The following is a 22,324-nucleotide window of genomic DNA, read 5'->3' on the forward strand; positions in this document are numbered from 1 at the left end:
CGAGAGGAACCACGTGACCATCTCCGAAGCACCGCGTCTCGTCGGAGACGAGCGCATCGACGTCGTGCCGATCTCCTACCCCGACCCGGGCGCCGGCCAGCTGCTGCTCCGCGTCCGCGCGAACGCCCTGTGCGGGAGCGACAGGGGTGCCTGGGCGCACGGCGCGGACGTGGTGCCCGGGCACGAGCTGGCCGGCGAGGTGGTGGCGGCCGGGCCGGAGACGCGGACCTCGGTCGGGACGCGCGGCGTCGTCTACCTCATGGTGTTCTGCGGACGGTGTCGCAACTGCCGCCGCGGCATGACGAACCTCTGCCTCGACAAGCAGGGCGACGTCGGTTTCAACCGCGACGGTGGCCTCGGGCCGTTCGTGCTCGTCGAGGAGAGGGTGTTCTTCGCCGTCGACGACGACGTCCCGTTCGCGCTCGCCACGATGCTCCTCGACGTCATGGGCACGAGCGGCCATGCGCTGGACCGCGCGGAACGGCTCCTCCCGGACGTCGGGTCGATCCACGTCGTCGGGGCGGGGCCGGTGGGGCTCGGGACGCTGGTGATGGCCCGGATCCGCTACGGCGACGACGTCCCGATCGCCGTGAGCGACGTGTCGCCGGAGCGGCTCGGGCTCGCCGCGTCCTTGGGCGCGACGGTCGCCGTCGCTCCCCACGAGGTCGGATCGCTGGAGCCGGTCGACCTCGCCGTCGACTCGTCCGGCCGGACGGAGGCGCGCGCGGCGGCGCTCGCCGGGCTCAGGAAGCCCGGCGTGCTCGTGTGCGTCGGGCACGGGCAGGAGCTGCACCTCGACGTCTCGCGGGACCTCATCGCGACGGAACGGGCAGTGATCGGGTCGGAGTACTTTCCGTACGGCGACCTCGAGCGCAACCTGGAGCTCCTCCGCGACCACCGGGACGCCGTCGCCCGCGTGATCACGCACACGTTCGACGTCGCGGAGCTCGCGGGAGCGTTCACCACGTTCCTCGGCGGCGGGAGCGGGAAGGTCGTCGTGACGCAGGACGGTGTCGCGCGATGACCGACGAGCGCCTGAGGGTCGCCGTCGTCGGGGCCGGCGGCTGGGGCCGCCAGCACGTGCGCGCCTTCTCGGCGCGCGAGGACGTCCGCGTGGTCGGCGTCGCGGCGCGCACGCTCGCGCACGCGGAGCAGCGCGCGGCGGGCGTCGGCGCGCGCGGGTACGACGACGTCGACCGCATGCTCGACGTCGAACGTCCCGACCTCGTCAGCGTGTGCCTGCCGAACACGGCGCACTACGCCCCGACGCTCCACCTTCTCGAGCGCGGGGTGCCGCTGCTCGTCGAGAAGCCGCTCGCGTTCGACCTCGACGAGGGCCGCCGGCTCGTGGCGGAGGCAGAGCGCCGCGGGACGTTCTTCGCCATCAATTTCAACCACCGGTTCGCGACGCCGGTGCGGATGGCGCGCGCCGCCGTCGACGCCGGGGAGCTCGGCCGGCTCTCGTTCGCGACATGGCGCTTCGGCGGAGAGGGCGGGACCGGCAGCGGCCCCGACGGCAACCTCATCGAGACCCAGTGCCACGGCTTCGACATGCTCGAGCACCTCGCCGGCCCGATCAGCTCCGTGAGCGCCGAGTTCACGCAGTTCCCGGACCGGGGGCACAGCACCGTCTCGATCGCGCTGGCGTTCGCGAGCGGCGCCGTCGGGTCGCTCGTCGGCAGCTACGACACCTCGTACGCCTACCCCGAGACGCACCGCCTCGAGCTCGACGGCGACGGCGGGCGCGCGCTCGTCGTCGACACAGTGCGCCGGTTCGAGCTGGCTCGAACCGGCGAGACCACCCGCCGGGTGTGGGAGGCCGGCTACTTCGACGACCGGGGCCGGGCGTTCGAGGCGACGTTCGACGACCACCTGGACGCCCTGATCCCGGCGCTGCGCGCGGGCGGAGAACCGCCGGTGCACGCGCGCGCGGGGCTCCGCGCCCTCGAGCTGGCACACGCGGCGATCCGCTCCTACGCGACCGGTCGGCGGGAGTCCGTCCCCTCCGAGTGATCGCCGCCCGCGGTCGGCGTGCGGGCCTCACCCGGCGTGCGCCGGCTCCCACCATGCGAGGTTCGCGGCCGCGGCGGAGCCTTGCTCCCACGGCGGTCAGGGACGGCCTCCGATATCATCGCCCCAGGGTGCCGCGCGCGCGGCGCCGCTGCAGGGCTAAGGGGCCAGGGATGAAGGTCTGCGGCAGAGCGAGAGCCGCTGCGGCATGCGCTCTCACAGCCACTGCGCTGCTGGCGTTCGCCGCGCCTTCTGCGTTGGCGGCACCGTCCGCGTTCGACACGCAGCTTCCCGGCAACGATGCGTGGTCGGAGGCCCCGACAGAACCCTTCGCGGCTTCACCCGTCATCAGCGTTCCCACGGACGCGGTGTTCCAGTTCTCGACCGCGCAGGTCACGTCAGCGCGGCCGGAGGTCGAGGACGAGCTCTGGGTGCACCCGCTGCCCACCAGCCACCTGACCTCCCAATATGGCCCGCGAGCGTCCGTCTTCGCGTTCGGCATCGGCACGTTCCACAACGGAATCGATCTGGCGGCACCTGCGGGATCCGAGATCCTCGCGGCCGGTGCCGGCACCGTCAGCTACGTCGGCCTCGGCAACCGTGTCCTGGGACTGTCCGGTTGGGTCATCGTCATCGAGCACACCGATGGCACCAGCACCTCGTACAACCACATGTACCACGACGGCGTGCTCGTCGAGATCGGCGACGACGTCGAGACAGGGGACGTCATCGCCTTGGTCGGAAGCGCGGGCCGCTCCACCGGGCCCCACCTGCACTTCTCTGCGTGGGTCGACGGCGCGGCCGTCAATCCTGTGGACTACTTGAACGCCCGCGGGGTCGACATCCCCGGGGGTCGCCCCTCGGGCGAGAAGTCGCTGACCGGAGACCCGGACAACCCCTACCGCTGGGACTGGAGCGACGCTCCTCAGGGCACTGGCGATCCTATCGATGAGGTGATCGGAGAACCCGAGCCGGAACCAGTCGACCAGAGCCCCGCGGCACCGACTCCTGAACCCGAGGCGGAGCCCACGCCCGCCCCCGACCCCACCGAACCAGAGCCCACTCCCGACCCCACCGAACCAGAGCCCACTCCCGACCCCACCGAACCAGAGCCCACTCCCGACCCCACCGAACCAGAGCCCACTCCCGACCCCACCGAACCGGAACCCGAGCCGACGCCGTCGAGCACACCTGATCCCGAACCCTGAGCCGGAGCGCGAACCCAGCCCGAGCGCACCACCCGCCGGATCGCTGGCGGTCAGCCGATCCGGCGCCCGACTTCGTCCACGGCGTTCTTGGCCTCCTTGAGCCCACCATCTCGACGACCCGCCCGCCGGGTCGGTCGAGCGTGACGTCGTGATCCCGATGCTTCTCCGTATCGACGGCCGAGAGCTGCGGATGTTCTCGACCCTCACGACGTTCGGGACGCCGATGGACGTCGCGTTGGACGAGGTCGTCATCGAGGCGTACTACCCGGCCGATGAGGAGAGCGCCGCGTTCTTCACCGCGTGATCGTGAAGCCTCCCGCGGCGACGCGGACGCGGTCGCCCGAGACCCGCCCGCGCCGGTCGCCGTCGGCGTCGTACGCCCAGCCGCGGCCGGCGGCGAGCGCGGGCGTCGTCGTCGCCCTCTCGGTCGAACCCGCGTACAGCACGGCGTCGCCCGACGTCGTCGCGTAGTGCGCCGTCGCGACGGCGGGTCGCAGCAGCAGCGCGTCGAGGCGGAGGTCGCCGTCGCTCGTGACGCGCACGGTCAGCGGCCCCGCGGGCAGCGGCCGCCCCAGGAGCTGCGGGACGAGACTCCCCTCCACCTCGGTGAGGCCGGCGTCGCCCGTGCCGCCGTTGAGCGTCTCCCCGAGCCGCCGACCGCCGACGATCTCCCAGCGCGCCGAGCCGGCGTCCTCGCGCGTGCGCCACACGATCGGCAGCGCCCACGTCCCGGCGGGCGCGTCGACGTCGAACTCCACCCACTCCCCCGCGGGCACGTGCACGTACCCGCCGCCCGTGAGGTTGCCCTCGCCGGTCCACGCGCCCGTCGCCGGCCGCACGATCGTGCACCCGGCGCTGAGCCGCGCACTCTCGGCGTCGACGGCGCTGACCCCGTCGTGCGCGACGAGACCGGTCACGGAGGTGGCCAGCTCGGCGACCTCGGGACGGTCGTCCAGCAGCATCATCGCCAGCAGCCCGTGGATGGTGGACTCCGCGCCGGAGTTCCGGTTCACGCGGCCGTCCGTCTCGACGCCGTCGAACGTGACGCCGGTGGCCGGGTCGTACACGCGGACGCCGGCGGTGTTGGCGCCGAAGAACCATCCGGCCGCCAGGCCCGCCAGGACGTCGAGACCCGGCCCTCCGCCCGCGTCGGCGGCCGCGAGCACACCGGCGACCCGGCCGTGCGCGCCGTACGCGATCTGCGCCTCGCCGGGCACCGGGGTCCACGCGTTGTGCGGTCCGCCCGAGGCGAGCACGAGCGGCGTGAACGTGCCGGCGTCGGCGATGGCCGCCCGTACCCAGTCGCGCCGCCGGCGTGTGCGGCCCGCGCTCGCGAGCGCCTCCGGCGCCGCGCCGCCCCACGCGTGCCAGAAACCCAGGGCGCCGGTCCACGGGAGCACGGCGCCGAACGGCCACGCGGCCCCGCTCGCGCCACCCATGGCAGCGACACCCTCGGCGTAGCGGTCGAGGGCGCGCGTGAACCGACGCTCGCGCGGCATCTCTCGGGCGACGGCGACGAGGCCGAGCATCGCCTCGGCGGTCGCGTCCGCGCCGCCCACGACGAGCCACGCGGGCAGGTCCACGCCGTCGCTGGTCACCCACTGGCCGTACCGCGACAGCGACTCGGCCTCGAGGGCGTCCAGGCACAGGTGCAGCCGCTCGAGCAGGAACCGCGCGAACTCGGCGTCGGCGCGGCGGAACGCGGCGTACCCCTCGCCGAACGCCCAGACCGTGCGCGCCAGCCAGTACGACTCCGCGGAGTCGGACGGGTCGGGCAGCTCGACGGGCTCGGCGCTCGGGTTGAGGCTTCCGTCCACCTGCTGCCACAGCACCACACGACCGGCGTCCGGGCCGCTGTCGTTCTGCAGGTACGCCAGGGCACGGAGCACCTCGTGGGCGCCGTCCCTGCTGCGCTCGTCGCCGCTCGCCCGCCAGTCGCGGAGGAGGACGACGGCGGCTCGCGCGATGTCGTCGGCGTTGAAGGCTCCCTGCGAGTAGTACCCGGTGGCCGGGTCCAGCGCGCCGCCGCCGATGCGGCGGAACGTCGCGCCGTCGGCGTCCGCGTACGTCCACGGTGCGAGCGCCGTCGGCTCCTCCTCGATGCGGTACGTGGTGTGCGTCCCGGACGGCACGAGGGGGACGTCGTCGAGCAGGAAGCGCAGGTGGTCCAGGTTCGTCAGGCGCGGCCTCCCAGGGTGGTCGCGCCCGCGCGGGACGGCGGTTGCGGGCGCCGCCGTGGTGGGCGCCGCCGTGGTCAGAGCGACGGCGCCCGCCGCCGCGCAGGTGCCGAGGAACGTCCGTCGAGTCGTCATCGTCTCGCCTCTCGTGGTGCCGGGTGGGGTTCAGGCGCGCAGGGTCGCGCCCCAGGGTCGGGCGGGGTCGTGGACGGCGACGGCGAGCGTGGTGTCGGCCTGCCCGTAGTACGCGAACCACTTCCCCCGGAAGGACACGAGCCCCTCGACGAACGTCACGTTCGACACGAGGCCGTGGAGGTCCTCGGCGGTCTGCGGGCGCAGCCACGGCACCTGGAGGCGCGCCAGCACCCGCGTCGGGTCGTCCGGGTCGATGGCGATCTGACCGCACCGGTAGTCGACGTCGACGCTCCCGGCCGGATGGACCGTCCGCGTCGCGCCGTTCGTCAGCATGACGAGCAGCCCGTTGTCGGTGAGCACCGGGGAGGTGCCGATCTCCACGAGGTCGGCATCGAACGACCCCGGCGTGGGCGAGTACATGGGTTCCGTGTCAGGTGTTCCGGGCGTCCAGTGGATGAGGTCGTCGCTGGTGGCCCAGTAGAGCGCCCCCTCGCCGAAGTACATCCACCACCGTCCCTGCATCCGGACGGGGACGATGACGCCCGCCTTCGACCAGCCGAAGCCCCGAGGGTCGACGGTGGCGAACGTGTCGAAGTCGGGGAACAACGGCCCGTGCCGGGTCCACGTGCGCAGGTCGGTCGACGTCGCGAGGCACAGCTGGGCGCTGCGCCGGTCCCAGCCCGTGTACGTGAGGTAGTAGGTGCCGTCGACGACGGCGATGCGCGGGTCCTCGCAGCCGTACCGCTCGTAGTCCTCGGCCGGCGAGAGGATCGGCTCGGCGTCGCGCTCGAAGTGGTAGCCGTCGCCGCTCCGGGCGAGCCCGATGTGGGACACGATGTCCTCCGCGTGCGCCCGGTACAGCAGCAGCACCTCGTCGCCGTCCACCAGCGCGGCCGGGTTGTACAGGTTCGCCGACTCCCAGCTGCCGCCGCGCGGGCGCAGGATCGGGTTCTGCTCGTACGGGACGAACGGCCCCAGCGGGAACGAGGCACCGGTGAACATGGGGTACTCCTCGGCAGCGGTCATGGTGTGGGTCAGCCCTTCACGGCGGCGCCGAGGTCGGAGGCGGTGAAGTACCGCTGGAACAGGCAGAACAGGATGACGACGGGGAACGCCAGGGCGGTCGCACCCGCGAGGATCGCGCCGTTGGCGTTGGACGTCGACTGCGCGACGTTGGAGATGTAGTTCGCCAGCGAGACCGCGAGCGGCTGCATCGAGGAGTCCTTCGTGATGAGGAACGGCCAGAGGAACTCGTTCCACGGGCCGATGAACGTCACGAGCACGACCGTCGCGATGGCCGGCCTCACCAGCGGCACGGCGATCGACCGGAGGATCCGCAGCTCGCTCGCGCCGTCGATGCGCGCCGCCTCGAACATCTCGCGCGGCAGCGCACGGAAGAACTGCGTGAAGATGAACACCGCCGTCGTGTTGATCGCGAACGGCAGGATCATCCCGAGGTACGTGTCGCCGAGCCCGTAGCTGCTGGTGATCTGCACGTACAGCGGGATCATGAGCAGCTGGAACGGCACCATCTGCACGAGCAGCATGAGCACCCAGGTCACGCCGCGACCGCGGAAGTCCAGCCGGCCCATGGCGTAGCCGGCGAGCAGCCCGAACACGACGGTCCCCAGCAGCACGCCCGCTGTGAACACGAGGGAGTTCACGAGCGAACCGGCAAGGTCGATCCGTGAGTCGATGTTCGTGAAGTTCTGGGTCGTCCATCCCGACTGCGGCACGAGCTGGTCGGGTGTGTTCGTCGGGTTCTCCTGGAAGGCGCCGACCACCATGAAGTAGAACGGGAACGCGAACATCAGCGCGGCGATCGTGAGCAGGACGTACCGCAGCCAGAGCAGGCTCGAGGTCTGGCGCATCAGGTCTCCCGGTTGACGCGGTTGGCGATGAGCGACAGCAGCCCGACGACGATGACGAGGATCATCCCGATCGCCGCGGCGACGTCCGGGTTCTGCTGCTGGATGCCCCGTTGGTAGATGAGGAGCACCGGCGTCACCGAGGCGCCGTCCGGGCCGCCCCCGTTCGTCAGCAGGTACGGCTCCGTGAACAGGTTCGCGCCGGTGATGATCGCGAGGATGAGCACGAGCGTCGTCGTCGCCCGGACGCCGGGGACCGTGACGTTGAGGAACCGCTGCCAGCCGTTCGCGCCGTCCGTCTCGGCGGACTCGTGCAGCTCACGCGGCACGTTCTGCAACGCCGCGAGGTACAGCAGGATGTAGAAGCCGAGCTGCTTCCACGTGACGTAGAGGGCGATCGTCGGCATGGCGAGCGCGGGGTTCACCAGCCATGACGGGTCCGGCGCCAGCGGGCCGAGCACCGCGTTCACGAGCCCGCCGGAGGAGAAGAGCAGCATCCACACCCCGACGAGGGACACGCTCGCCGTCAGGTACGGCACGAAGAACGCGATGCGGTACGCGGACGCCCATCGCACGCCCGCGTCGAGCGCTGTCGCCAGCACGAGGCCGAGCACCACCGTCAGCGGCACGTTGATGACGAGGAACACGGCCGTGTTCCGGAAGGACTCGAGCACCTGCGGGTCGGTGAGCGCCGTGACGAAGTTGTCGAACCCCACGAACGGTTTCGGCACCTCGACGCCGGGGGCCGTGAAGAAGTAGTCGTGGAACGCGATGTAGACGGCGAAGCCGAGCGGGTACGCGAAGATCACCGCCACGAACACGAGATAGGGCAGCGCGAACAGGGACCCGATCGGCTGCGCACCCCACCAGTTCCGGCGCGGGGTGCGCAGCGCGATCGAGGAGGAGGTCACGCCGTCACTCCGCCACGAGGCCGTCGATCGTGGTGGCGGCGTTCGCCAGGAACTCGTCCACGCCGATGCTCCCGAAGATCACGGCCGAGGAGTACTCGTCGCGGAACGCCTGCCACGCCTCGACGGAGTTCGGGACGCTCGGCACGTCGACGGCACGCTCGGCCTGGCCGGCGAAGACCTCGTAGGCGGGGTTGGCGGAGAAGTAGTCCGGGTACGTCGCCGCGAGGTCGAGGCGGAGGGGCATCTGGCCGGTCAGCTCGAGCAGCTGCCCGTCGCGCTCCTCGCTCGTCGAGAACTGGAGGAACTCCCACGCCGTGGCCTGGTTCTCGCACGACGTGAACATCGACACGTTCTTCGAGTCCGCGAACGTGTACACGTCCTCCTCGCCGCTCGACGTCGGCACGGGCATGAACCCGACGTCGACGCTCTCGGAGTACGAGGCGATCGCCCACGGGCCGGCCAGCTGCATCGCCGTCGTGCCGGTCGACATCGCGTCGTCGGTCGACGCCTCCTGCGGCGCCAGGCCCTCGGAGTAGATCGTGGCCCAGAACTCCGCGACCGCGAGACCGTTCTCGTCGTCGAACGTCGCCGCGCCGTCCTCGACGAGCTGCGTCCCGCCCGTCTCGGCGAGGTACAGCGGGTAGAAGTCGAACCACGGCTGGTAGAACTCGTTCGTCGGCGACGGCCAGATCGCGCTCTGCGACGTTCCGGAGTCGACGATCTGCCGCGCGCCGGCGAGGAAGTCGTCGTACGTCGCCATCCCGGGATCCTCCGGGTCCAGGCCGGCCTGCTCGAAGAGGGCCTTGTTGTACATGACCATCACGGGGTTCGACTTCCAGGGCAGCTGGTAGTAGCCGCCGTCCGTCTGATACGCCTCCGCCGCGTCCCCGCCCCGGTCGGTGATGTAGGCCGCGCCGCCGTCGAACTGGGCGAGGTCGACCAGCCCGCCCTGGCGCACCCAGCCGGAAACCGCCGCCGTCGCGATGTTGTACACCAGGCACGGTGCGGTGCCGGCGGTGATCGCGGCAGTGATCGCCTCCTCCGATGACGCGCCGGCCGGGATCTCCTGGGCCGTCACCTGTTCGTCGGGGTGCTCGGCGTTCCAGGCGTCGACCACGGCCTGGCCCCAGGCGAGCTCCTGCTCGTTGTTCGACAGCCAGATCTCGATGGGTCCGGTGCCGCTCGGGGCGGCGCCTTCGTCACCGGAGTCGTCGTCGCCGCCCCCGGACGAGCAGCCGGCGACGACGAGAGCGAGCGCCCCGGTGAGGGCTGCGATGCGGATGGATCTCATGAGGTCTCCTCGGGTTGGTGGCCACGTGCGGCGCGGGCCTCGGTGCTCGCGCGAAGGCGCAGGACTGTGCAGTCGACGGTGACCTGGCGCGGCGGCTCCCCCGCGAGGTCCGCGAGGAGGCGCTCGGCCGCGACGCGCCCTCGCTGGAGCGGGTCGGACGACACGCTCGTGAGGGCCGGCGTCAGGTAGGCGGAGAGGTGGTCGTCGTCGAAACCGGCGACGGCGAGGTCGTCCGGGACGGTGAGTCCGCGGCTGCGCGCGAGCGAGTATCCGGCGATGGCCATGGTGTCGTTGGCGTAGAGGATGGCCGTCGGACGGTCGGCCAGCTCGAGCAGCTCGGCCGTGAGGGCGCGGCCGCTGCCGGCGCCGAAGTCCCCCTCCCGGAGGAGCTCGGGCGTGCCCACCTCCTCGAGGTAGGCCTGCGCGCGGGCGTGCGAGTGCACGTAGTCCAGCGGCCCGGCGACGTGGGCGATGCGCTCGTGACCGAGTCCGCGCAGGTGCGCGACGAGCTCGCGCACGGGGGCGGCGTCGTCGGTGCGAACGCATGAGAACGAGGTGGGTCCGTCGAACGCGCCGAGGAGCACCGCCGGCAGGCGCAGCTGCTGCAGGAACGGCACCCGCCACTCCGTGCGGTGCAGGTCGAGCACGATGACGCCGTCGGCTCGCCCGTTCGCCATCGCGCGATAGGCGCGCTCCTCGGCGGTGCGGGACCCGACGACCTGCAGGACGAGCGCGACCTCGTGCTCCGCCAGGGCGGTCTCGACGCCGGAGATGAACGCCGGGAAGAACGTGTCGGACGCGAGGATCGCGGGCTCGCGCGCCAGCACGATGCCGATGGCGTTCGCCCGCCGCGTCGCGAGAGCGCGTGCGCTGGAGCTCGGCACCCACTGCAGCTCCTGGGCGGCCGCGAAGACGCGCGCCTTGGTCGCGGCGGAGATCGGGCGCTTGCCGCTGTAGGCGTGCGACACGGTCGCCTTCGTCACCCCGGCCACACGAGCGACGTCGCCGATCGTCGGTCTGCTCATCACACTCCCTCGTGGTTACGAGCGAGGGTAGAACCGGTTTGACGATGCAGTCAACCGGTTTGACGATCGTGCTCAGACCGGGACGCCGGAACCGTTGACCGCGCGTGCGCGGCTCGGCTCGGCGCGGCTCGGCCTCAGCCGACGGCGACGGGCAGGTGATCGGCGAGGAACGCCGTCGTCGCCCGCCACGCCTCCCGCGACGCGTCGGGGTGGTGGAACGCGGGGTGCGGGTTGTCGAACGCGTGCCCCGCCTCCGGGTACGTCAGGAACGCCCCGCCCGTCGCCGTCACCGCGGCGCGGATCGCCTCCTGAGCGTCCGGACCGATGAACATGTCCGCCTCGCCGAAGTGGTGCAGGCTGGGCGCGGCCACCTGCGGCGCGAGCTCGAGCAGGCCGGGCAGCGCCGAGCCGTAGTAGCTCACGAGCGCGTCGACGTCGTCGGTGGCCGCGACGGCGAACGCCACGCCGCCGCCGAAGCAGAAGCCCACGAGGCCGACGCCGCCGCTCACCTCGCGACGCTCGCGGAGCCCGGCGAGCGCCGCCCGGACGTCGGCCACGGTCGTCGTCCAGTCCAGGCGCTGCGCCAGGCCCATCCCCTCCTCGAGGAAGCCCGGTGCGCCGTCGTCCACGGCCGAGACCCCGAGCCGCCAGAACAGCTCCGGCGTCACCACCACGTAGCCGAGGCCCGCGAGGTCAGCGGCGCGGGTACGCACGTACTCGCCGACGCCGAAGATCTCCTGCACGAGCACGATGCCGGGGCCGGTGCCCGACGGCGGAAGGTCGAGCAGGGCGGGCATGTCGCCGTCGCCGGTGGGCACATTGATCCGCGTCGTCGCCATCCAGCGATTCTCTCGCAGCCCGGACGGTGACAGGCAGGTGTCACCGAGCCGACCGCAGCATGGGCCCATGGAGCTCACTGCCGAACCCACGCACCCCACCCAGGACGCCCGCCTGCGCCTCGTCGTCACGGGTGCCGACCCCGGCGAACCCGTGACCGTCGAGGCGGTGGAGGCGGGACGCTCCGCGAGCGCGACGTTCGTCGCCGACGCCGGCGGCCGCGTCGACCTCCAGGCCCAGGCCCCCGTGGACGGCACCTACCGCGGCGTCGACGCGATGGGCCTGTTCTGGTCGATGGACGGACCACCTGTCGCTGCGGACCCGCTCGCCCCGCTCTCGGTGCGCCTGACCGCCACGACGCAGGTCGGGAACCGGGCCGTGCTGGTGGTCGACCGGCTCCGCCGCCCGCCCGGCGTCACGCGGACCGAGATCCGCGACCGAGGCGTCGTCGGCACGCTGTTCACCCCGCCGGGGCGCGGTCCCCGGCCGGGCGTGGTGCTGCTCGGCGGCGCCGAGGGCGGCATGCACGAACGCGACGCGGCGCTCCTGGCCGGGCACGGGTTCGCCGCGCTCGCGCTCGCCTACTTCGGCCTCCCCGGGCTGCCGACCGGGCTCGTCGACGTGCCGCTGGAGTACTTCGGCACAGCGATCGAGCTCCTGCGCGGCATGCCCGACGTCGGTCCGGCGGTCGGCGTGATCGGTGCCTCGCGCGGCGGTGAGGCGGCACTGCTCGTCGGCGCGACGTTCCCGGAGGTGGCGGCCGTCGTGAGCACGGTGGGCAGCGGGCTGGTCACCCAGGGGATCCCACCGCACCCCTCGCTGCTGCAGATCCTCACGGACGCACGAGCGTCCTGGACGTTCGAGGGACGCCCGCTCCCCTACCTGCCCCACACCCTCACCCCTGAGTTCGTCAGCGACGTGGAGCGCGGCGCACCGGTGTCGCTCGCCGGCACGTACCGCCCGGACCTCGCCGACCCGGCGCTCGTGACGGAGGCGACGATCCCAGCGGAACGCGTGCGCGGCGCGGTCCTGTTCGTCACGGCCGGCCGCGACCAGGGATGGCCCTGCCTGGAGCTGAGTCGTTACGCCATGGACCGGATGAACGACTACGAGCACGCGCACTACGCCGACGCCGGTCACGCGATTGCGCCACCGCCGTACACCTCCTCGGTCGAGGCGCCGAGCCCCGGCCCGGGCGTGACGTTCGCCGCCGGGAGCGCGGACCCGCAGGCCAACGCAGCCGCGCGGGCTGACGCGTGGCGACGCACCCTGGCGTTCCTCGCCGAGCATCTCGGCGCCGCGACGCCGTCGCCCGTCTCGGCCGACGCGCTGGAGGGACACCGATGACCGATCGCGCTGCCCTGACCGGGGATCGGCCCCCTGACGACGACGCTGTGCGCATCGTGCCGGCCGACGCGCACCGCTGGCCGGAGGTGACGCAGCTCCTCGGAGCGGACGGCGGGTACGCCGGGTGCTGGTGCTCGTTCTGGAGGCTGACGAACGCGGAGCTCGCCGGACGCTCCGGAGAGCAGAACCGTGAGCTGCTGGAGGGACTCGTGACGTCCGGCGACGCACCAGGCTTGGTGCTCCGGCTCGACGGCGTCCCGGTCGGGTGGTGCCAGGTCGCCCCGCGTGCGGAGTTCCAGCGGCTGTTCCACACCCGCGGGCTCGAACTCACCGACCCCGCCGATCCTGACGTCTGGTCGATCGTGTGCGTGTACGTGGCCAAGACCGCTCGCGGTCGGGGCCTCGCCGGCGCGCTCGTCGCCGCCGCCGTGGACCGCGCCGCCGCCCGAGGAGCGACGGTGGTGGAGGCGTACCCCGTCACCGACCCCGGCACCGGCCGCCGCACACAGCTCTCCTCCGGGACCGTGAGCATGTTCGAGCAGGCGGGGTTCGAGCCCGCCGCGCCGGCGACTGGGCGGCGCGTGCTGATGCGGCGGGTGCTCTGAGCGCTAGCCGTGAGGGGCGACGTGGGCGCGCAGGAACGCGGCGTAGTGGCCCCAGTCCTCGGCCGTGAGCGCGTGCGCACCAGGGCGCAGGTGGTAGCCGAGCGCGCTCCCGCCGCCCTCCCGGTAGAACGGCCGCGCCGCGAGGACCGCGGCGTGCTCGCCGGCGGGGTCCGCCCACAGGTCGTCGGCCGCGCTGCCGACGTGCACGGGGCGCGGAGCGAGGGCCGCGAGGAGCAGGTGCTGGTCCACGGGCAGCTCGTGCTCGCGTCCCGCGTACGTCGCGAACGCGGGCGTGAACCAGTGCGGGAAGCGCGTGGTGATCGCCGCGATGTTCTCGCCGAAGCGCCGCCGGGTGAGCGCCGCTCCCCCGCAGCCCGACTGGTTGCTGACGACGGCGTCGAACACCTCGTCCTGCGCGGCCGCCCACAACGCGGCCTTCCCGAGCCGCGAGTGCCCGAGCGCGACGACCGGGACGCCGTCGAACATCCCGTGGACGTGCCGGGCCACGGCCCGCATCCCCCACGCCCACGCGCCGATCGTGCCCATCGGCGCTCCCGACGTCGGGAGGTCCAGCGTCGCCGTCAGCGACCGGGCGCCGAGGCCGGCGTCGTCCGGCGCGAGGTCGCCCGCGTAGACGGTCACGAGGGCGATGCCGGCGTCCGCGAGCAGGGAGAGCGGCCAGCTCGCGGCGAGCGCTCCACGGCCCTCGTCCGACGCCGTGGTGCCTCGGGTGGGGACGCCCGCGCGGTCGGGGACCCAGGTCGCGGGCAGCCGGACCGCGGGATCGGCGCTCACGGTGTGGTTGCCGTCGAAGTTGAGCGCGACCACCACCACCCGCACGCGCGGAGGCGCCAGCGCCAGGAGGTCCACGCCGTGCTCGCGGCCGGCCCGCGACATCACGAGGCGGGACTGCCGCACCGCGATGCCGTCACCGGACGACGCCGCGACGTCCCGCTCCGCCAGCTCGACGTCGAGCGGCGGGCTCACGCCGTAGACGTGGTCACCGAACAGCTCGAGGATGCGCGCCCGGCGCTCGCCCCAGGTGGCGCCGTCAGGGACCGGCAGGAGGTCCACGCGGCCCACGGCCGCCTCGTCGAGGTTCACCCCGAACGCGTCGGTGAGCTCGGCCGTCATCCGCCCATCCTGGCAGGATCAGGGAAACCACTGTGGGCGGCCGGGCGCGACGCTCCTAGACTTCTCACCCGGAGGTGCGGCGTGAGCGACGAGGTCCCCAGCGGTCCGGCACCTGCGCCCGTGCCCCTGAGCGGACTCACCGAGATCCGCATCCACGGGGTCGGCGGGACACCGCCGGAGTCGTTGCTCGGGACGCTGACGCCGGAGCACGTCGCCGGCGATCGCGTGGCCGGGTTCTACCGGACGGGTGACACCCGCGGCCGGCACCGTGAGGCCTACTCGTGGGGCGGCCTGACCTCGCGCAGCCGCACCCGCGCGCTCTGGCTCCTCCTGCTGCCGAGCATGCTCGCGAACATGGGCGGCTGGATGGCGCGCCGCCGGCTGACGTCCGGCCCGGAGGAAGAGAGCCGGGCGCCGACGACGGTGATGTTCCGGTGGGCGGCGCGCGTCGCCGCTCTCGCGTTGACCGTCAGCACGCTGCTGATGGTGTGCCTGCTGGCGCTCGACGTCGTCGCGTACCAGTGCGGTGGGGATGCCGCCTGTGCCGGACGGGTTCCGTGGGACCCCGCGATCCTGGGCCTGGCGGACCGTCCCGGCCGCCGGCTCGTCGTCGGTGCCGTCGGAGTCCTCCTCGTCATCGCGGTGTTCGCGTATCTGTCCTACCGCTCGCGCATCGCCTACGAGAGCGTCCCGCCGCCCATCCGCGTGACGCCGCAGGCGACGGCCGAGGTGGCCGGGCAGGTCCGCTCCGTCGGCATGGCCGAGGCCGCGCCGTCGCGGCGCTGCGCCGCGGCGCTCGACGGCGGCCTGCGGCACCCCGACTTCTGGAACGGCCAGCTGTGGCACCGGCACCTGTCCCGGCTGCACCTCGCGGTGTGTCTGGCGGGACTCGCGGCCGTGCTCGCGGCGTGCGTCCGGGAGGTGGCTGCCCAGGCCGGCGCCGAGCCCTCCCGGACGGCGGCCGGCATCGTCGCCGGGCTGGCGTGCGTCGTCATCGCGCTCGTCGTCGCGCTGCTCGGCGAGGACGAGGCCGACCGGCGCTGGTCGACCGGGCTCTACGGGGCCGGGGCGGCCGTGCTCCTGGGTGCCGCCGTCGTCGCGTGGACCCTCCCCGCCGCCCCCACGGACCCGGGGATGCTGCCCGGGATGCGCGGCATCGTGAACGTCGGCTGGATCCTGACGTTCGCGCTCTGGGTCCCGCTCGCCGGCCAGCAGATCGCGGCGTGGCTCACCCGCCGACCGGGCCAGTGGTGGCGACCGGCCACCTGGTGGCGACGCTGGACGGTCGAGCGGAAGGAGAGGCCGGCGACGTTCCCGTGGGGCGCCCCGTTCGTGCTCAACGCCGTCGCGCTCATGCTGGCGAACGCCGTCATCCTCTCCGTCATCACGCTCGTCGCACGCTCGCTGGGCCAGATCACGTGGGGCTTCGCCCCGGGCGACGTGCCGGCCGACGACGGCGCCGGCCCTCCGGGCACCGGCGTCACCGTCTACCTCCCGCCCGCGGTCGGCGCCACGGCGTCCGCGCTGACCCTCGGACTGCTCGCCGCCGTCCTGCTGTTCGCCGGCGGGATCGGGGTCGGTGCCCTCGTCGTCCGCTCCCCCGGCCGCCTCGCGGCGTTCACGGCCCGGCTGCGGCGCGACTACGGCCTGCCCGCGACGCCCGAGCCCGCCCCGACCCCGGAGCCGCGCTCGGAGTCCGCGTGGTGGTTCTCCGCCTTCCGCCACCCGCCCAGGAAGGCGACCCGGTGGCGCGGAGCCGACGGCGCCGCGGACCGCGACGGGGCGAGCACACCGCCGTCCGACCGCCCCACGGCGTGGGTGTCGAAGGTCGCGCTCATGCGCTACCTCGCCCGCACCACGACGCGGGCCTGGATCCTCTTCGTGGGGATCGTCGTCGTCGGCATGGTGTGGATGCTCGTCGTCGAGTACACCGTCTGGATCCTCGAACGCCCCTTCCCGACGGTCGCGCTCACGCTCGGCGTGACGATCGCCGTCGCCGTGCCGCCGCTCCTCGTCGCCCTGCTCGCCCTCACGTTCCGCGATGCGAGCAAGCGTCGGGTGCTCGGCACGCTCTTCGACGTCGGCACGTTCTTCCCGCGCTCGTTCCACCCGTTCGCGCCGCCGGCGTACGCCGAACGCGCCGTGCCCGAGCTCGTCCGGCGCATCTGGCGGCTCCACGACAACGAGGGCCGCGTGGTCCTGACTGCGCACAGCCAGGGGTCGGTGGTGGCGGCCGCCGCGCTCGTCCAGCGTTCCGAGCGGCGGGACGGCGAACCGCGTGTCGGGTTCCTGAGCGTCGGGTCGCCGCTCGCGAAGCTCTACCGCTGGGCGTTCCCGGCCCTGTTCAGCGACGGGCTCCTGGCCGGGCTCGACGGCGATGCGGGGATCGGGCCGGTGCACTGGCGCAACCTGTACTACGTCACCGACTACATCGGCGGACCGGTCAGCGGACCGGGCTCGGCCGTCCCCGCGGCCGTCGACGAGGTGCTGCACGACCCGCCGACGTACTGGTACGTGTTCGGCCAGCCGCTGCCGCCCGTGCTCACCCACACCGGGTACTGGGTCGACGCGCACCTGTGGACGCGCGTCGACGCCATGTGCGACGAGCTCGTCGCGCCCCTCCCGGCCCCCGCGCCGGCACCCGCGGCGGAGGTCGACGGAGCGCTGCTGTCGGAGGATCCGGATACCGTCGCCCGGTGATCGAGACGCTGGCCGTCGAGGGGTACCGGTCCCTGCGCGACGTCGTCGTGCCGCTCGGCCGGCTCACCGTCGTCACCGGCGCCAACGGGACGGGCAAGTCGAGCCTGTATCGCGCGATGCGACTCCTCGCGGACGCCGGGAGCGGCGACCTCATCGCCTCGCTCGCCCGGTCCGGCGGGCTGGACTCCGTGCGGTGGGCGGGGCCGGAGGTCGTGTCCCGCGCGATGCGGGCCGGCGAGGTACCCGTGCAGGGCACCGTGAGATCGGGGCCGGTCCGGCTGCGGCTCGGCGTGAGCGGCGACTCCTTCGGGTACGCCGTGGACCTGGGCCTGCCGACGCACTCGGAATCGGGCCGGTTCCCGCTGGACCCGCGCATCAAGGCCGAGGCGGTGTGGTCCGGGTCGGTGCTCCGGCCGGCCACGTCGCTGGTCGAGCGCGCCGGAGCGGCGGTGCGGATCCGCGACGGCCGCACGTGGGCACAGACGCGCACCATCGCCGGGTCGGACTCGATCCTGACCGAGCTCGCAGGGTCCGACCAGGCGCACGAGGTGCGGGAGGTGCGGGAGCGCCTTCGCGGCTGGCGCTTCTACGACCACCTGCGCACCGATCCGGAGGCTCCGGCCCGCGAGGCGCGCCTCGCCACACGGACCCCGGTGCTGGCGCACGACGGTGCCGACGTCGCGGCCGCGCTCGCGACCATCGAGGAGATCGGGCGCGAGGACCTGCTCGCCGACGCCGTGGCGGCAGCGTTCGACGGCTCCCGCGTGGAGTTCGTGGAGGACGGGCCTCGGCTCGGCCTCGCCCTGCGCCAGGCCGGGATGCTCCGGCCGTTGGCCGCCGCCGAGCTCTCGGACGGCACCGTGCGCTATCTCATGCTCGTCGCCGCGCTCCTCACGCCGCGGCCACCGGAGCTGCTCGTGCTCAACGAGCCGGAGACCAGTCTGCACCCCGACCTGCTGCCCAGCCTCGCGCAGCTGGTCGTGGCCGCCGCCGAGGAGGCGCAGGTCGTCCTCCTCACGCACGCGGCCCACCTCGTCGACCTCGTCGGCAGGGCAGCCGCCGGCGCCGTCGACCTGGCCAGGGTGGAGCTCGCGAAGGACCTCGGCGAGACGGTCGTCGTCGGGCAGGGGCGCCTCGAGGCTCCTCCCTGGCAGTGGCCGAAGCGCTGACGGCGCGGCCGTGAACGGCTCGCGGCTACGATCGCGGCGATGACCAGCCCGATCGCCCACCTCATCTTTCACACACCGCGCATCCCCGGGAACACGGGGGCGGCGATCCGGCTTGCGGCGCTCACGGGCGCGACCCTGCACCTGGTCGAGCCGCTCGGCTTCGACATGTCCGAGGCGAAGCTGCGCCGCGCCGGCCTCGACTACCACGACCTCGCCCACGTCGTCGTGCACCCTGACCTGGACGCCGCGCTCGACGCCGTCGGGTCCGGCACCCGCGTGTACGCGTTCACCGGGCACGCCGAGCGTTCGTTCGAGGACGTCCGGTACGCCGTCGGCGATGCCCTGCTGTTCGGCGCGGAACCGACCGGCCTACCCCCCGAGGTGCTCGCCGACCCTCGCCTCACCGACCGCGTCCGTATCCCCATGCTCCCGGGACTGCGCTCGCTCAACCTCGCCAACGCCGCAGCGGTAGCGGTGTACGAGGTGTGGCGTCAGCATGGGTACCCCGGAGCCGCAGCGCCGGGATCCAGTCCGACGGAGTGAGGTACAGCCCGCCATGCGTGACGAGCACCTGCTCGAGGTCCTGCTCCGCGAGGAGCACCGTGGCTGGGAAGCACTGCGGCGCGGTGAGGGCGGGGCGTACTACCGGAACGTGATGACTCCGGACGGCGTCATGGTCGTGCCGGGGATCGTGCTGGACCGGGCGAGCACACCTGCCGCGATCGACTCCGCGGCGCCGTGGGACTCCTACGAGATCACCGAGCCGCGGGTCGTCAGCCTCGGTCGGGACGCGGCCCAGCTCGTCTACCGGGTCGCGGCCGTCCGGGGCGAGGACACGTACGAGGCGCTGCTGTCCACGACGTTCCGGCGTTCGGAGGGCTCCTGGCGCGTCGCCGCCCATCAGCACACGCCGCTCCCGACGTGAGCGGTGGCGGCGTCATGCCGGCCGCGTTCCCTATTCTCGGGCTGTGACGACTCCCGCCTGCGTGCTCTTCGACCTCGACGGAACCCTCACCGACTCCGCCCCGGGCGTGACAGGATCGATGGCGCACACCCTCGGGCGGCTCGGGTACCCCGTCCCGCCGGTCCATGAGCTATGGACGCTCGTCGGCCCCCCGCTCGAGTCAAACTTCCGCAGGCTCACCGGCCAGGACGGCGCCGAGCTCCAGCACGCGATCGACACCTACCGCGAGCACTACGGCACGACCGGCCTCCTCGGTTCGGAGCCGTTCGCGGGGATCGGCGACCTGCTCGACGACCTGCGCGCGGACGGGCGCGCGCTCGCCGTCGCGTCCTCGAAGTCCGTCGAGTTCGTCGAGCGGATCCTCGCGAACACGGGCCTGCTCCCCTTCTTCGACGTCGTCGCCGGCGCCCGGGAGAACGGGCGGCTCAGCGACAAGGCGGTCGTCGTGACGGAGGCGCTCGACCGGCTCGCCACGCTCGGGCACGACGTCACCGGAGCCGTCCTCGTCGGCGACCGCGAGCACGACGTCATCGGGGCACGCGCGCGCGGGATCGGCTGCATCTTCGTCACCTGGGGATACGGCGACGCGGCGGAGGCGACCGGCGCCGATGCGGTCGCGACGTCGCCGGAGCAGCTCGCCGGCCTCCTCGGGGTGCGCCCGCGGAGCCGTGCCTGACGCTGGCGAGCCGGCTGGCGTCGTCGTCCCGCCCGCGCTCGACCACCTGCGCGACAAGCCCGACGGCGCCGCCTGGCTCGCGGACCTGCCGCGCCTCGTCGAGAGCGCGCGCCGGCGGTGGTCGCTGCGCCTCGGAGATCCGTTCCGCTCCGGCCAGGCCGGGTGGACGGCACCGGCACGGACGGCGGACGGCGACGACGTCGTGCTCAAGATCGTCTTCCCGCACGACGAGGCGCAGGGCGAGGCAGCCGCGCTGCACCACTGGGCCAGCCGTGGGGCGGTGCGGCTCCTCGCCTCGGACGCGACCGACTGGGCGCTTCTCCTGGACCGAGTCCACCCCGGGACCACCCTGGCCGACGACGTGCGAACCAGCGACGCGACGCGGCTGCACGCGGGCGCCGTCGTCATCCGGGACCTGCACGCCCAGGCCGCGCCGCCGTCGGGCTACCCCGCTCTCGCGGACGTGACGGCCACCTGGGCGGACCAGGTGGAGGACCGGCACGCTCGGCACGCGCACTGGTTCGACCCCGACCCGATGCTGGTCCGCGAGGGCGTCCGCCTGCTCCGCGACCTCGTCACCGACGACGTGCGCCAGGTGCTGCTGCACGGCGACGCGAACCCCGGGAACATGCTCCTGGACACCGCTGCCGGAGGCCGCGAGTGGCGGGCGATCGACCCGAAGCCGATGATCGGCGACCCGGCGTACGACCCGTGGCCGCTGCTCGAGCAGATCGGGAAGCCGTTCGCGGCCGGCGACCCCGCCGGAGAGCTCGCGCAGCGGGCACGGCTCGTGGGCGGCGCCGCAGGGATCCCCGCCGGGCGCATCACCGCCTGGTCGCTCGCGCGCAGCATCGAGTCGGTGTGGTGGCAGGTGGACCGTGTGCCCGCCGCCGAACGCGCCGCCCGGGTCCCCGACCTGCAACGTCAGGTCGCCGAAGCGCGCGTGTGGGCAGGTGCATCGCGAGCTGCTGAGGCACACTGAACGGGCCGGTCGAGAGGAGTCATGATGAGGTTGCCGCGCCTGTCGGCGCGACGGGAGCCCCCGCCCCCCGAGCCGGCGTCCGTCCGCTCCTCCTCCGCGCGATCCCTCCACTCGACACGCAGCTCCCACGCGCACGTGCGCAAGCTCCCCGAGCGGTCCGCCCGGGCGACGGAAGTCGGCGACGGGACGCCGATGTGGGTGCGGAAGGCTGGCGGGTACTCCTGGCGGTTCCTCGTCGTCATCGCCGCGATCGCGATCGTCGTGTACGGGCTGCTGCAGGTCCAGATCGTCTTCATCGCCGTGTTCCTCGCGCTGGTCGTGACGTCGGTGCTCGAACCGTTCGTCAGCTGGCTCTCACGCTGGATGCCGCGAGCGATTGCCACCGTCGTCGCGATGCTGTCCGCGATCGTGTTCTTCGCGGGGCTGCTGACGTACGTCGTCTACTCCGTCGCCGGGCAGTGGACGGACCTCGCGAAACAGTTCAACGACGGCATCGGGCAGATCTTCGATCTGCTCGAGAACAGCAACCTGCCGATCACCATCACCGCGGACGACATCAACGACTGGATCGAGACCGGCCGTCAGTGGCTCGTCGACCACTCCGGTGAGCTCGCCGGTCAGGTGTTCGCGAACGCCGGCGGGGTGTTCGAGGCGTTCACGATCCTGGCACTCGGCACGTTCGTCACGATCTTCTTCCTCGTCTCCGGCGCGCGGATGTGGCGCTGGTTCCTCAACGAGCTGCCGTCCCGCTCGCGCCTGACGGTGCACGGCGCGGCCGGTGCGGGCTGGTACACGTTCTCCGGGTACGCCCGCGGCACGGTCATCATCGCCGTGATCGACGGGGTGCTCGCCTACATCCTGCTGGTGATCGTCGGTGTCCCGCTCGCCGCACCGCTCGCCGTGCTCGTCTTCATCGGTGCGTTCATCCCGCTCATCGGCGCGCCAGCCGCCATGATCATTGCGGCGATCGTCGCGCTGGCCGCGAACGGCTTCTGGCCGGCCGTCATCGTGACGATCGGCATCGCGGGTATCGGGCAGGTCGAGGGCCACATCCTGCAGCCGCTGGTCATGGGCAAGCAGGTGTCGCTGCACCCGGTCGTGGTGGCGCTCGGCGTCACGGCCGGCACGTTCCTCGGTGGCCTGCTCGGCGCCGTCATCGCGATTCCGCTCATCGCCGTCATCTGGACCGTGTACTCGAAGCTGCACGTCAAGGATCCGCCGCTCGACGGCGCCCTGCCGTCCGCGCGGGAGCTCGCCACCAGGGACTCCACCGGCGACTGAACCC

21 protein-coding genes are annotated in these 22,324 nt (G+C 73.1%); 13 read left to right on the plus strand and 8 right to left on the minus strand.

Going from position 1 to position 22,324, the window contains the following annotated elements; genetic code table 11:
* Positions 1–13 precede the first annotated feature (13 nt).
* The 4 genes from BCAV_RS11415 to BCAV_RS22515 all read left to right on the plus strand — a co-directional run bounded on the left by BCAV_RS11415 (position 14) and on the right by BCAV_RS22515 (position 3,522).
* Positions 14–1,024, plus strand: coding sequence for a zinc-dependent alcohol dehydrogenase family protein (locus BCAV_RS11415; protein ID WP_015882757.1), 1,011 nt, complete (start codon positions 14–16; stop codon positions 1,022–1,024).
* Positions 1,021–2,013 carry a Gfo/Idh/MocA family protein gene (locus tag BCAV_RS11420; protein WP_015882758.1) on the plus strand — a complete coding sequence of 331 codons (993 nt, stop codon included), beginning with the start codon at positions 1,021–1,023 and terminating at the stop codon, positions 2,011–2,013. Before BCAV_RS11415 ends, BCAV_RS11420 begins: the two co-directional genes overlap by 4 nt.
* Positions 2,014–2,141: 128 nt before the next feature.
* Positions 2,142–3,218, plus strand: a complete 1,077-nt coding sequence (locus tag BCAV_RS11425) for a M23 family metallopeptidase (RefSeq protein WP_187292813.1) — start codon at positions 2,142–2,144, stop codon at positions 3,216–3,218.
* 148 nt (positions 3,219–3,366) lie between these two features.
* Positions 3,367–3,522, plus strand: coding sequence for a hypothetical protein (locus tag BCAV_RS22515; protein ID WP_222836637.1), 156 nt, complete (start codon positions 3,367–3,369; stop codon positions 3,520–3,522).
* Here BCAV_RS22515 and BCAV_RS11430 read toward each other — a convergent pair.
* The 7 genes from BCAV_RS11430 to BCAV_RS11460 all read right to left on the minus strand — a co-directional run bounded on the left by BCAV_RS11430 (position 3,512) and on the right by BCAV_RS11460 (position 11,464).
* Positions 3,512–5,530: a hypothetical protein gene (locus BCAV_RS11430; protein ID WP_015882761.1), complete on the minus strand. Its 2,019-nt coding sequence runs from the start codon at positions 5,528–5,530 to the stop codon at positions 3,512–3,514. The genes BCAV_RS22515 and BCAV_RS11430 overlap by 11 nt on opposite strands.
* Before the next feature lie 30 nt (positions 5,531–5,560).
* Positions 5,561–6,532 carry a glycoside hydrolase family 130 protein gene (locus tag BCAV_RS11435; RefSeq protein ID WP_015882762.1) on the minus strand — a complete coding sequence of 324 codons (972 nt, stop codon included), beginning with the start codon at positions 6,530–6,532 and terminating at the stop codon, positions 5,561–5,563.
* Between the two features lie 32 nt (positions 6,533–6,564).
* Positions 6,565–7,401: a carbohydrate ABC transporter permease gene (locus BCAV_RS11440; protein WP_015882763.1), complete on the minus strand. Its 837-nt coding sequence runs from the start codon at positions 7,399–7,401 to the stop codon at positions 6,565–6,567.
* Complete coding sequence (locus tag BCAV_RS11445) at positions 7,401–8,309, minus strand: carbohydrate ABC transporter permease (RefSeq protein ID WP_015882764.1); 909 nt, start codon at positions 8,307–8,309, stop codon at positions 7,401–7,403. The genes BCAV_RS11440 and BCAV_RS11445 overlap by 1 nt, the downstream gene beginning before the upstream one ends.
* A 4-nt stretch (positions 8,310–8,313) precedes the next feature.
* Positions 8,314–9,600, minus strand: a complete 1,287-nt coding sequence (locus tag BCAV_RS11450; protein WP_015882765.1) for an ABC transporter substrate-binding protein — start codon at positions 9,598–9,600, stop codon at positions 8,314–8,316.
* Entirely contained in the window at positions 9,597–10,625 is a 1,029-nt protein-coding gene (locus BCAV_RS11455) for a LacI family DNA-binding transcriptional regulator (protein WP_015882766.1), read from the minus strand. The genes BCAV_RS11450 and BCAV_RS11455 overlap by 4 nt, the downstream gene beginning before the upstream one ends.
* Positions 10,626–10,759: 134 nt before the next feature.
* The gene (locus BCAV_RS11460; RefSeq protein WP_015882767.1) at positions 10,760–11,464 is read right to left on the minus strand and encodes a dienelactone hydrolase family protein; all 705 of its coding nucleotides are present in this window, start codon (positions 11,462–11,464) and stop codon (positions 10,760–10,762) included.
* 67 nt (positions 11,465–11,531) lie between these two features.
* Between BCAV_RS11460 and BCAV_RS11465 the strand changes: the two genes are divergently transcribed.
* On the plus strand, positions 11,532–12,809 hold the full coding sequence (locus tag BCAV_RS11465) for an acyl-CoA thioesterase/bile acid-CoA:amino acid N-acyltransferase family protein (protein WP_015882768.1): 1,278 nt from the start codon (positions 11,532–11,534) through the stop codon (positions 12,807–12,809).
* Entirely contained in the window at positions 12,806–13,414 is a 609-nt protein-coding gene (locus tag BCAV_RS11470) for a GNAT family N-acetyltransferase (protein WP_015882769.1), read from the plus strand. Before BCAV_RS11465 ends, BCAV_RS11470 begins: the two co-directional genes overlap by 4 nt.
* 3 nt (positions 13,415–13,417) lie before the next feature.
* On the opposite strand, the gene BCAV_RS11475 is transcribed toward BCAV_RS11470, so the two are convergent.
* Entirely contained in the window at positions 13,418–14,548 is a 1,131-nt protein-coding gene (locus BCAV_RS11475; RefSeq protein ID WP_015882770.1) for a glucuronyl esterase domain-containing protein, read from the minus strand.
* 81 nt (positions 14,549–14,629) lie between these two features.
* On the opposite strand from BCAV_RS11475, the gene BCAV_RS11480 reads away from it, so the two are divergent.
* From BCAV_RS11480 to BCAV_RS11510, 7 genes are read left to right on the plus strand one after another with little or no spacing between them, the layout of a single operon-like run.
* Positions 14,630–17,248, plus strand: coding sequence for a hypothetical protein (locus tag BCAV_RS11480; RefSeq protein ID WP_015882771.1), 2,619 nt, complete (start codon positions 14,630–14,632; stop codon positions 17,246–17,248).
* On the plus strand, positions 17,245–18,417 hold the full coding sequence (locus tag BCAV_RS11485) for an AAA family ATPase (RefSeq protein WP_015882772.1): 1,173 nt from the start codon (positions 17,245–17,247) through the stop codon (positions 18,415–18,417). The genes BCAV_RS11480 and BCAV_RS11485 overlap by 4 nt, the downstream gene beginning before the upstream one ends.
* 39 nt (positions 18,418–18,456) lie before the next feature.
* Entirely contained in the window at positions 18,457–18,960 is a 504-nt protein-coding gene (locus BCAV_RS11490; RefSeq protein WP_015882773.1) for a tRNA (cytidine(34)-2'-O)-methyltransferase, read from the plus strand.
* 13 nt (positions 18,961–18,973) lie between these two features.
* The gene (locus BCAV_RS11495; protein WP_015882774.1) at positions 18,974–19,342 is read left to right on the plus strand and encodes a nuclear transport factor 2 family protein; all 369 of its coding nucleotides are present in this window, start codon (positions 18,974–18,976) and stop codon (positions 19,340–19,342) included.
* Between the two features lie 43 nt (positions 19,343–19,385).
* Positions 19,386–20,057 carry an HAD hydrolase-like protein gene (locus BCAV_RS11500; protein ID WP_015882775.1) on the plus strand — a complete coding sequence of 224 codons (672 nt, stop codon included), beginning with the start codon at positions 19,386–19,388 and terminating at the stop codon, positions 20,055–20,057.
* Entirely contained in the window at positions 20,050–21,039 is a 990-nt protein-coding gene (locus BCAV_RS11505; protein WP_015882776.1) for an aminoglycoside phosphotransferase family protein, read from the plus strand. The genes BCAV_RS11500 and BCAV_RS11505 overlap by 8 nt, the downstream gene beginning before the upstream one ends.
* A 24-nt stretch (positions 21,040–21,063) precedes the next feature.
* Positions 21,064–22,320 carry an AI-2E family transporter gene (locus BCAV_RS11510; protein WP_015882777.1) on the plus strand — a complete coding sequence of 419 codons (1,257 nt, stop codon included), beginning with the start codon at positions 21,064–21,066 and terminating at the stop codon, positions 22,318–22,320.
* Positions 22,321–22,324: the final 4 nt, after the last annotated feature.

Origin of the sequence: Beutenbergia cavernae DSM 12333 (genome assembly GCF_000023105.1) — a bacterium.
Classification (GTDB): Bacteria; Actinomycetota; Actinomycetes; order Actinomycetales; family Beutenbergiaceae; genus Beutenbergia; species Beutenbergia cavernae.

Bases quoted from the DNA above. Each gene is read 5' to 3' on its own strand.
- BCAV_RS11420 (WP_015882758.1), top strand. From the start codon at position 1,021: ATGACCGACGAGCGCCTGAGGGTCGCCGTCGTCGGGGCCGGCGGCTGG.
- BCAV_RS11450 (WP_015882765.1), bottom strand. From the start codon at position 9,600: ATGAGATCCATCCGCATCGCAGCCCTCACCGGGGCGCTCGCTCTCGTC.
- BCAV_RS11435 (WP_015882762.1), bottom strand. From the start codon at position 6,532: ATGTTCACCGGTGCCTCGTTCCCGCTGGGGCCGTTCGTCCCGTACGAG.
- BCAV_RS11465 (WP_015882768.1), top strand. From the start codon at position 11,532: ATGGAGCTCACTGCCGAACCCACGCACCCCACCCAGGACGCCCGCCTG.
- BCAV_RS11440 (WP_015882763.1), bottom strand. From the start codon at position 7,401: ATGCGCCAGACCTCGAGCCTGCTCTGGCTGCGGTACGTCCTGCTCACG.
- BCAV_RS11475 (WP_015882770.1), bottom strand. From the start codon at position 14,548: ATGACGGCCGAGCTCACCGACGCGTTCGGGGTGAACCTCGACGAGGCG.
- BCAV_RS11495 (WP_015882774.1), top strand. From the start codon at position 18,974: ATGCGTGACGAGCACCTGCTCGAGGTCCTGCTCCGCGAGGAGCACCGT.
- BCAV_RS11455 (WP_015882766.1), bottom strand. From the start codon at position 10,625: ATGAGCAGACCGACGATCGGCGACGTCGCTCGTGTGGCCGGGGTGACG.
- BCAV_RS11460 (WP_015882767.1), bottom strand. From the start codon at position 11,464: ATGGCGACGACGCGGATCAATGTGCCCACCGGCGACGGCGACATGCCC.
- BCAV_RS11510 (WP_015882777.1), top strand. From the start codon at position 21,064: ATGAGGTTGCCGCGCCTGTCGGCGCGACGGGAGCCCCCGCCCCCCGAG.
- BCAV_RS11470 (WP_015882769.1), top strand. From the start codon at position 12,806: ATGACCGATCGCGCTGCCCTGACCGGGGATCGGCCCCCTGACGACGAC.
- BCAV_RS11490 (WP_015882773.1), top strand. From the start codon at position 18,457: ATGACCAGCCCGATCGCCCACCTCATCTTTCACACACCGCGCATCCCC.
- BCAV_RS11430 (WP_015882761.1), bottom strand. From the start codon at position 5,530: ATGACGACTCGACGGACGTTCCTCGGCACCTGCGCGGCGGCGGGCGCC.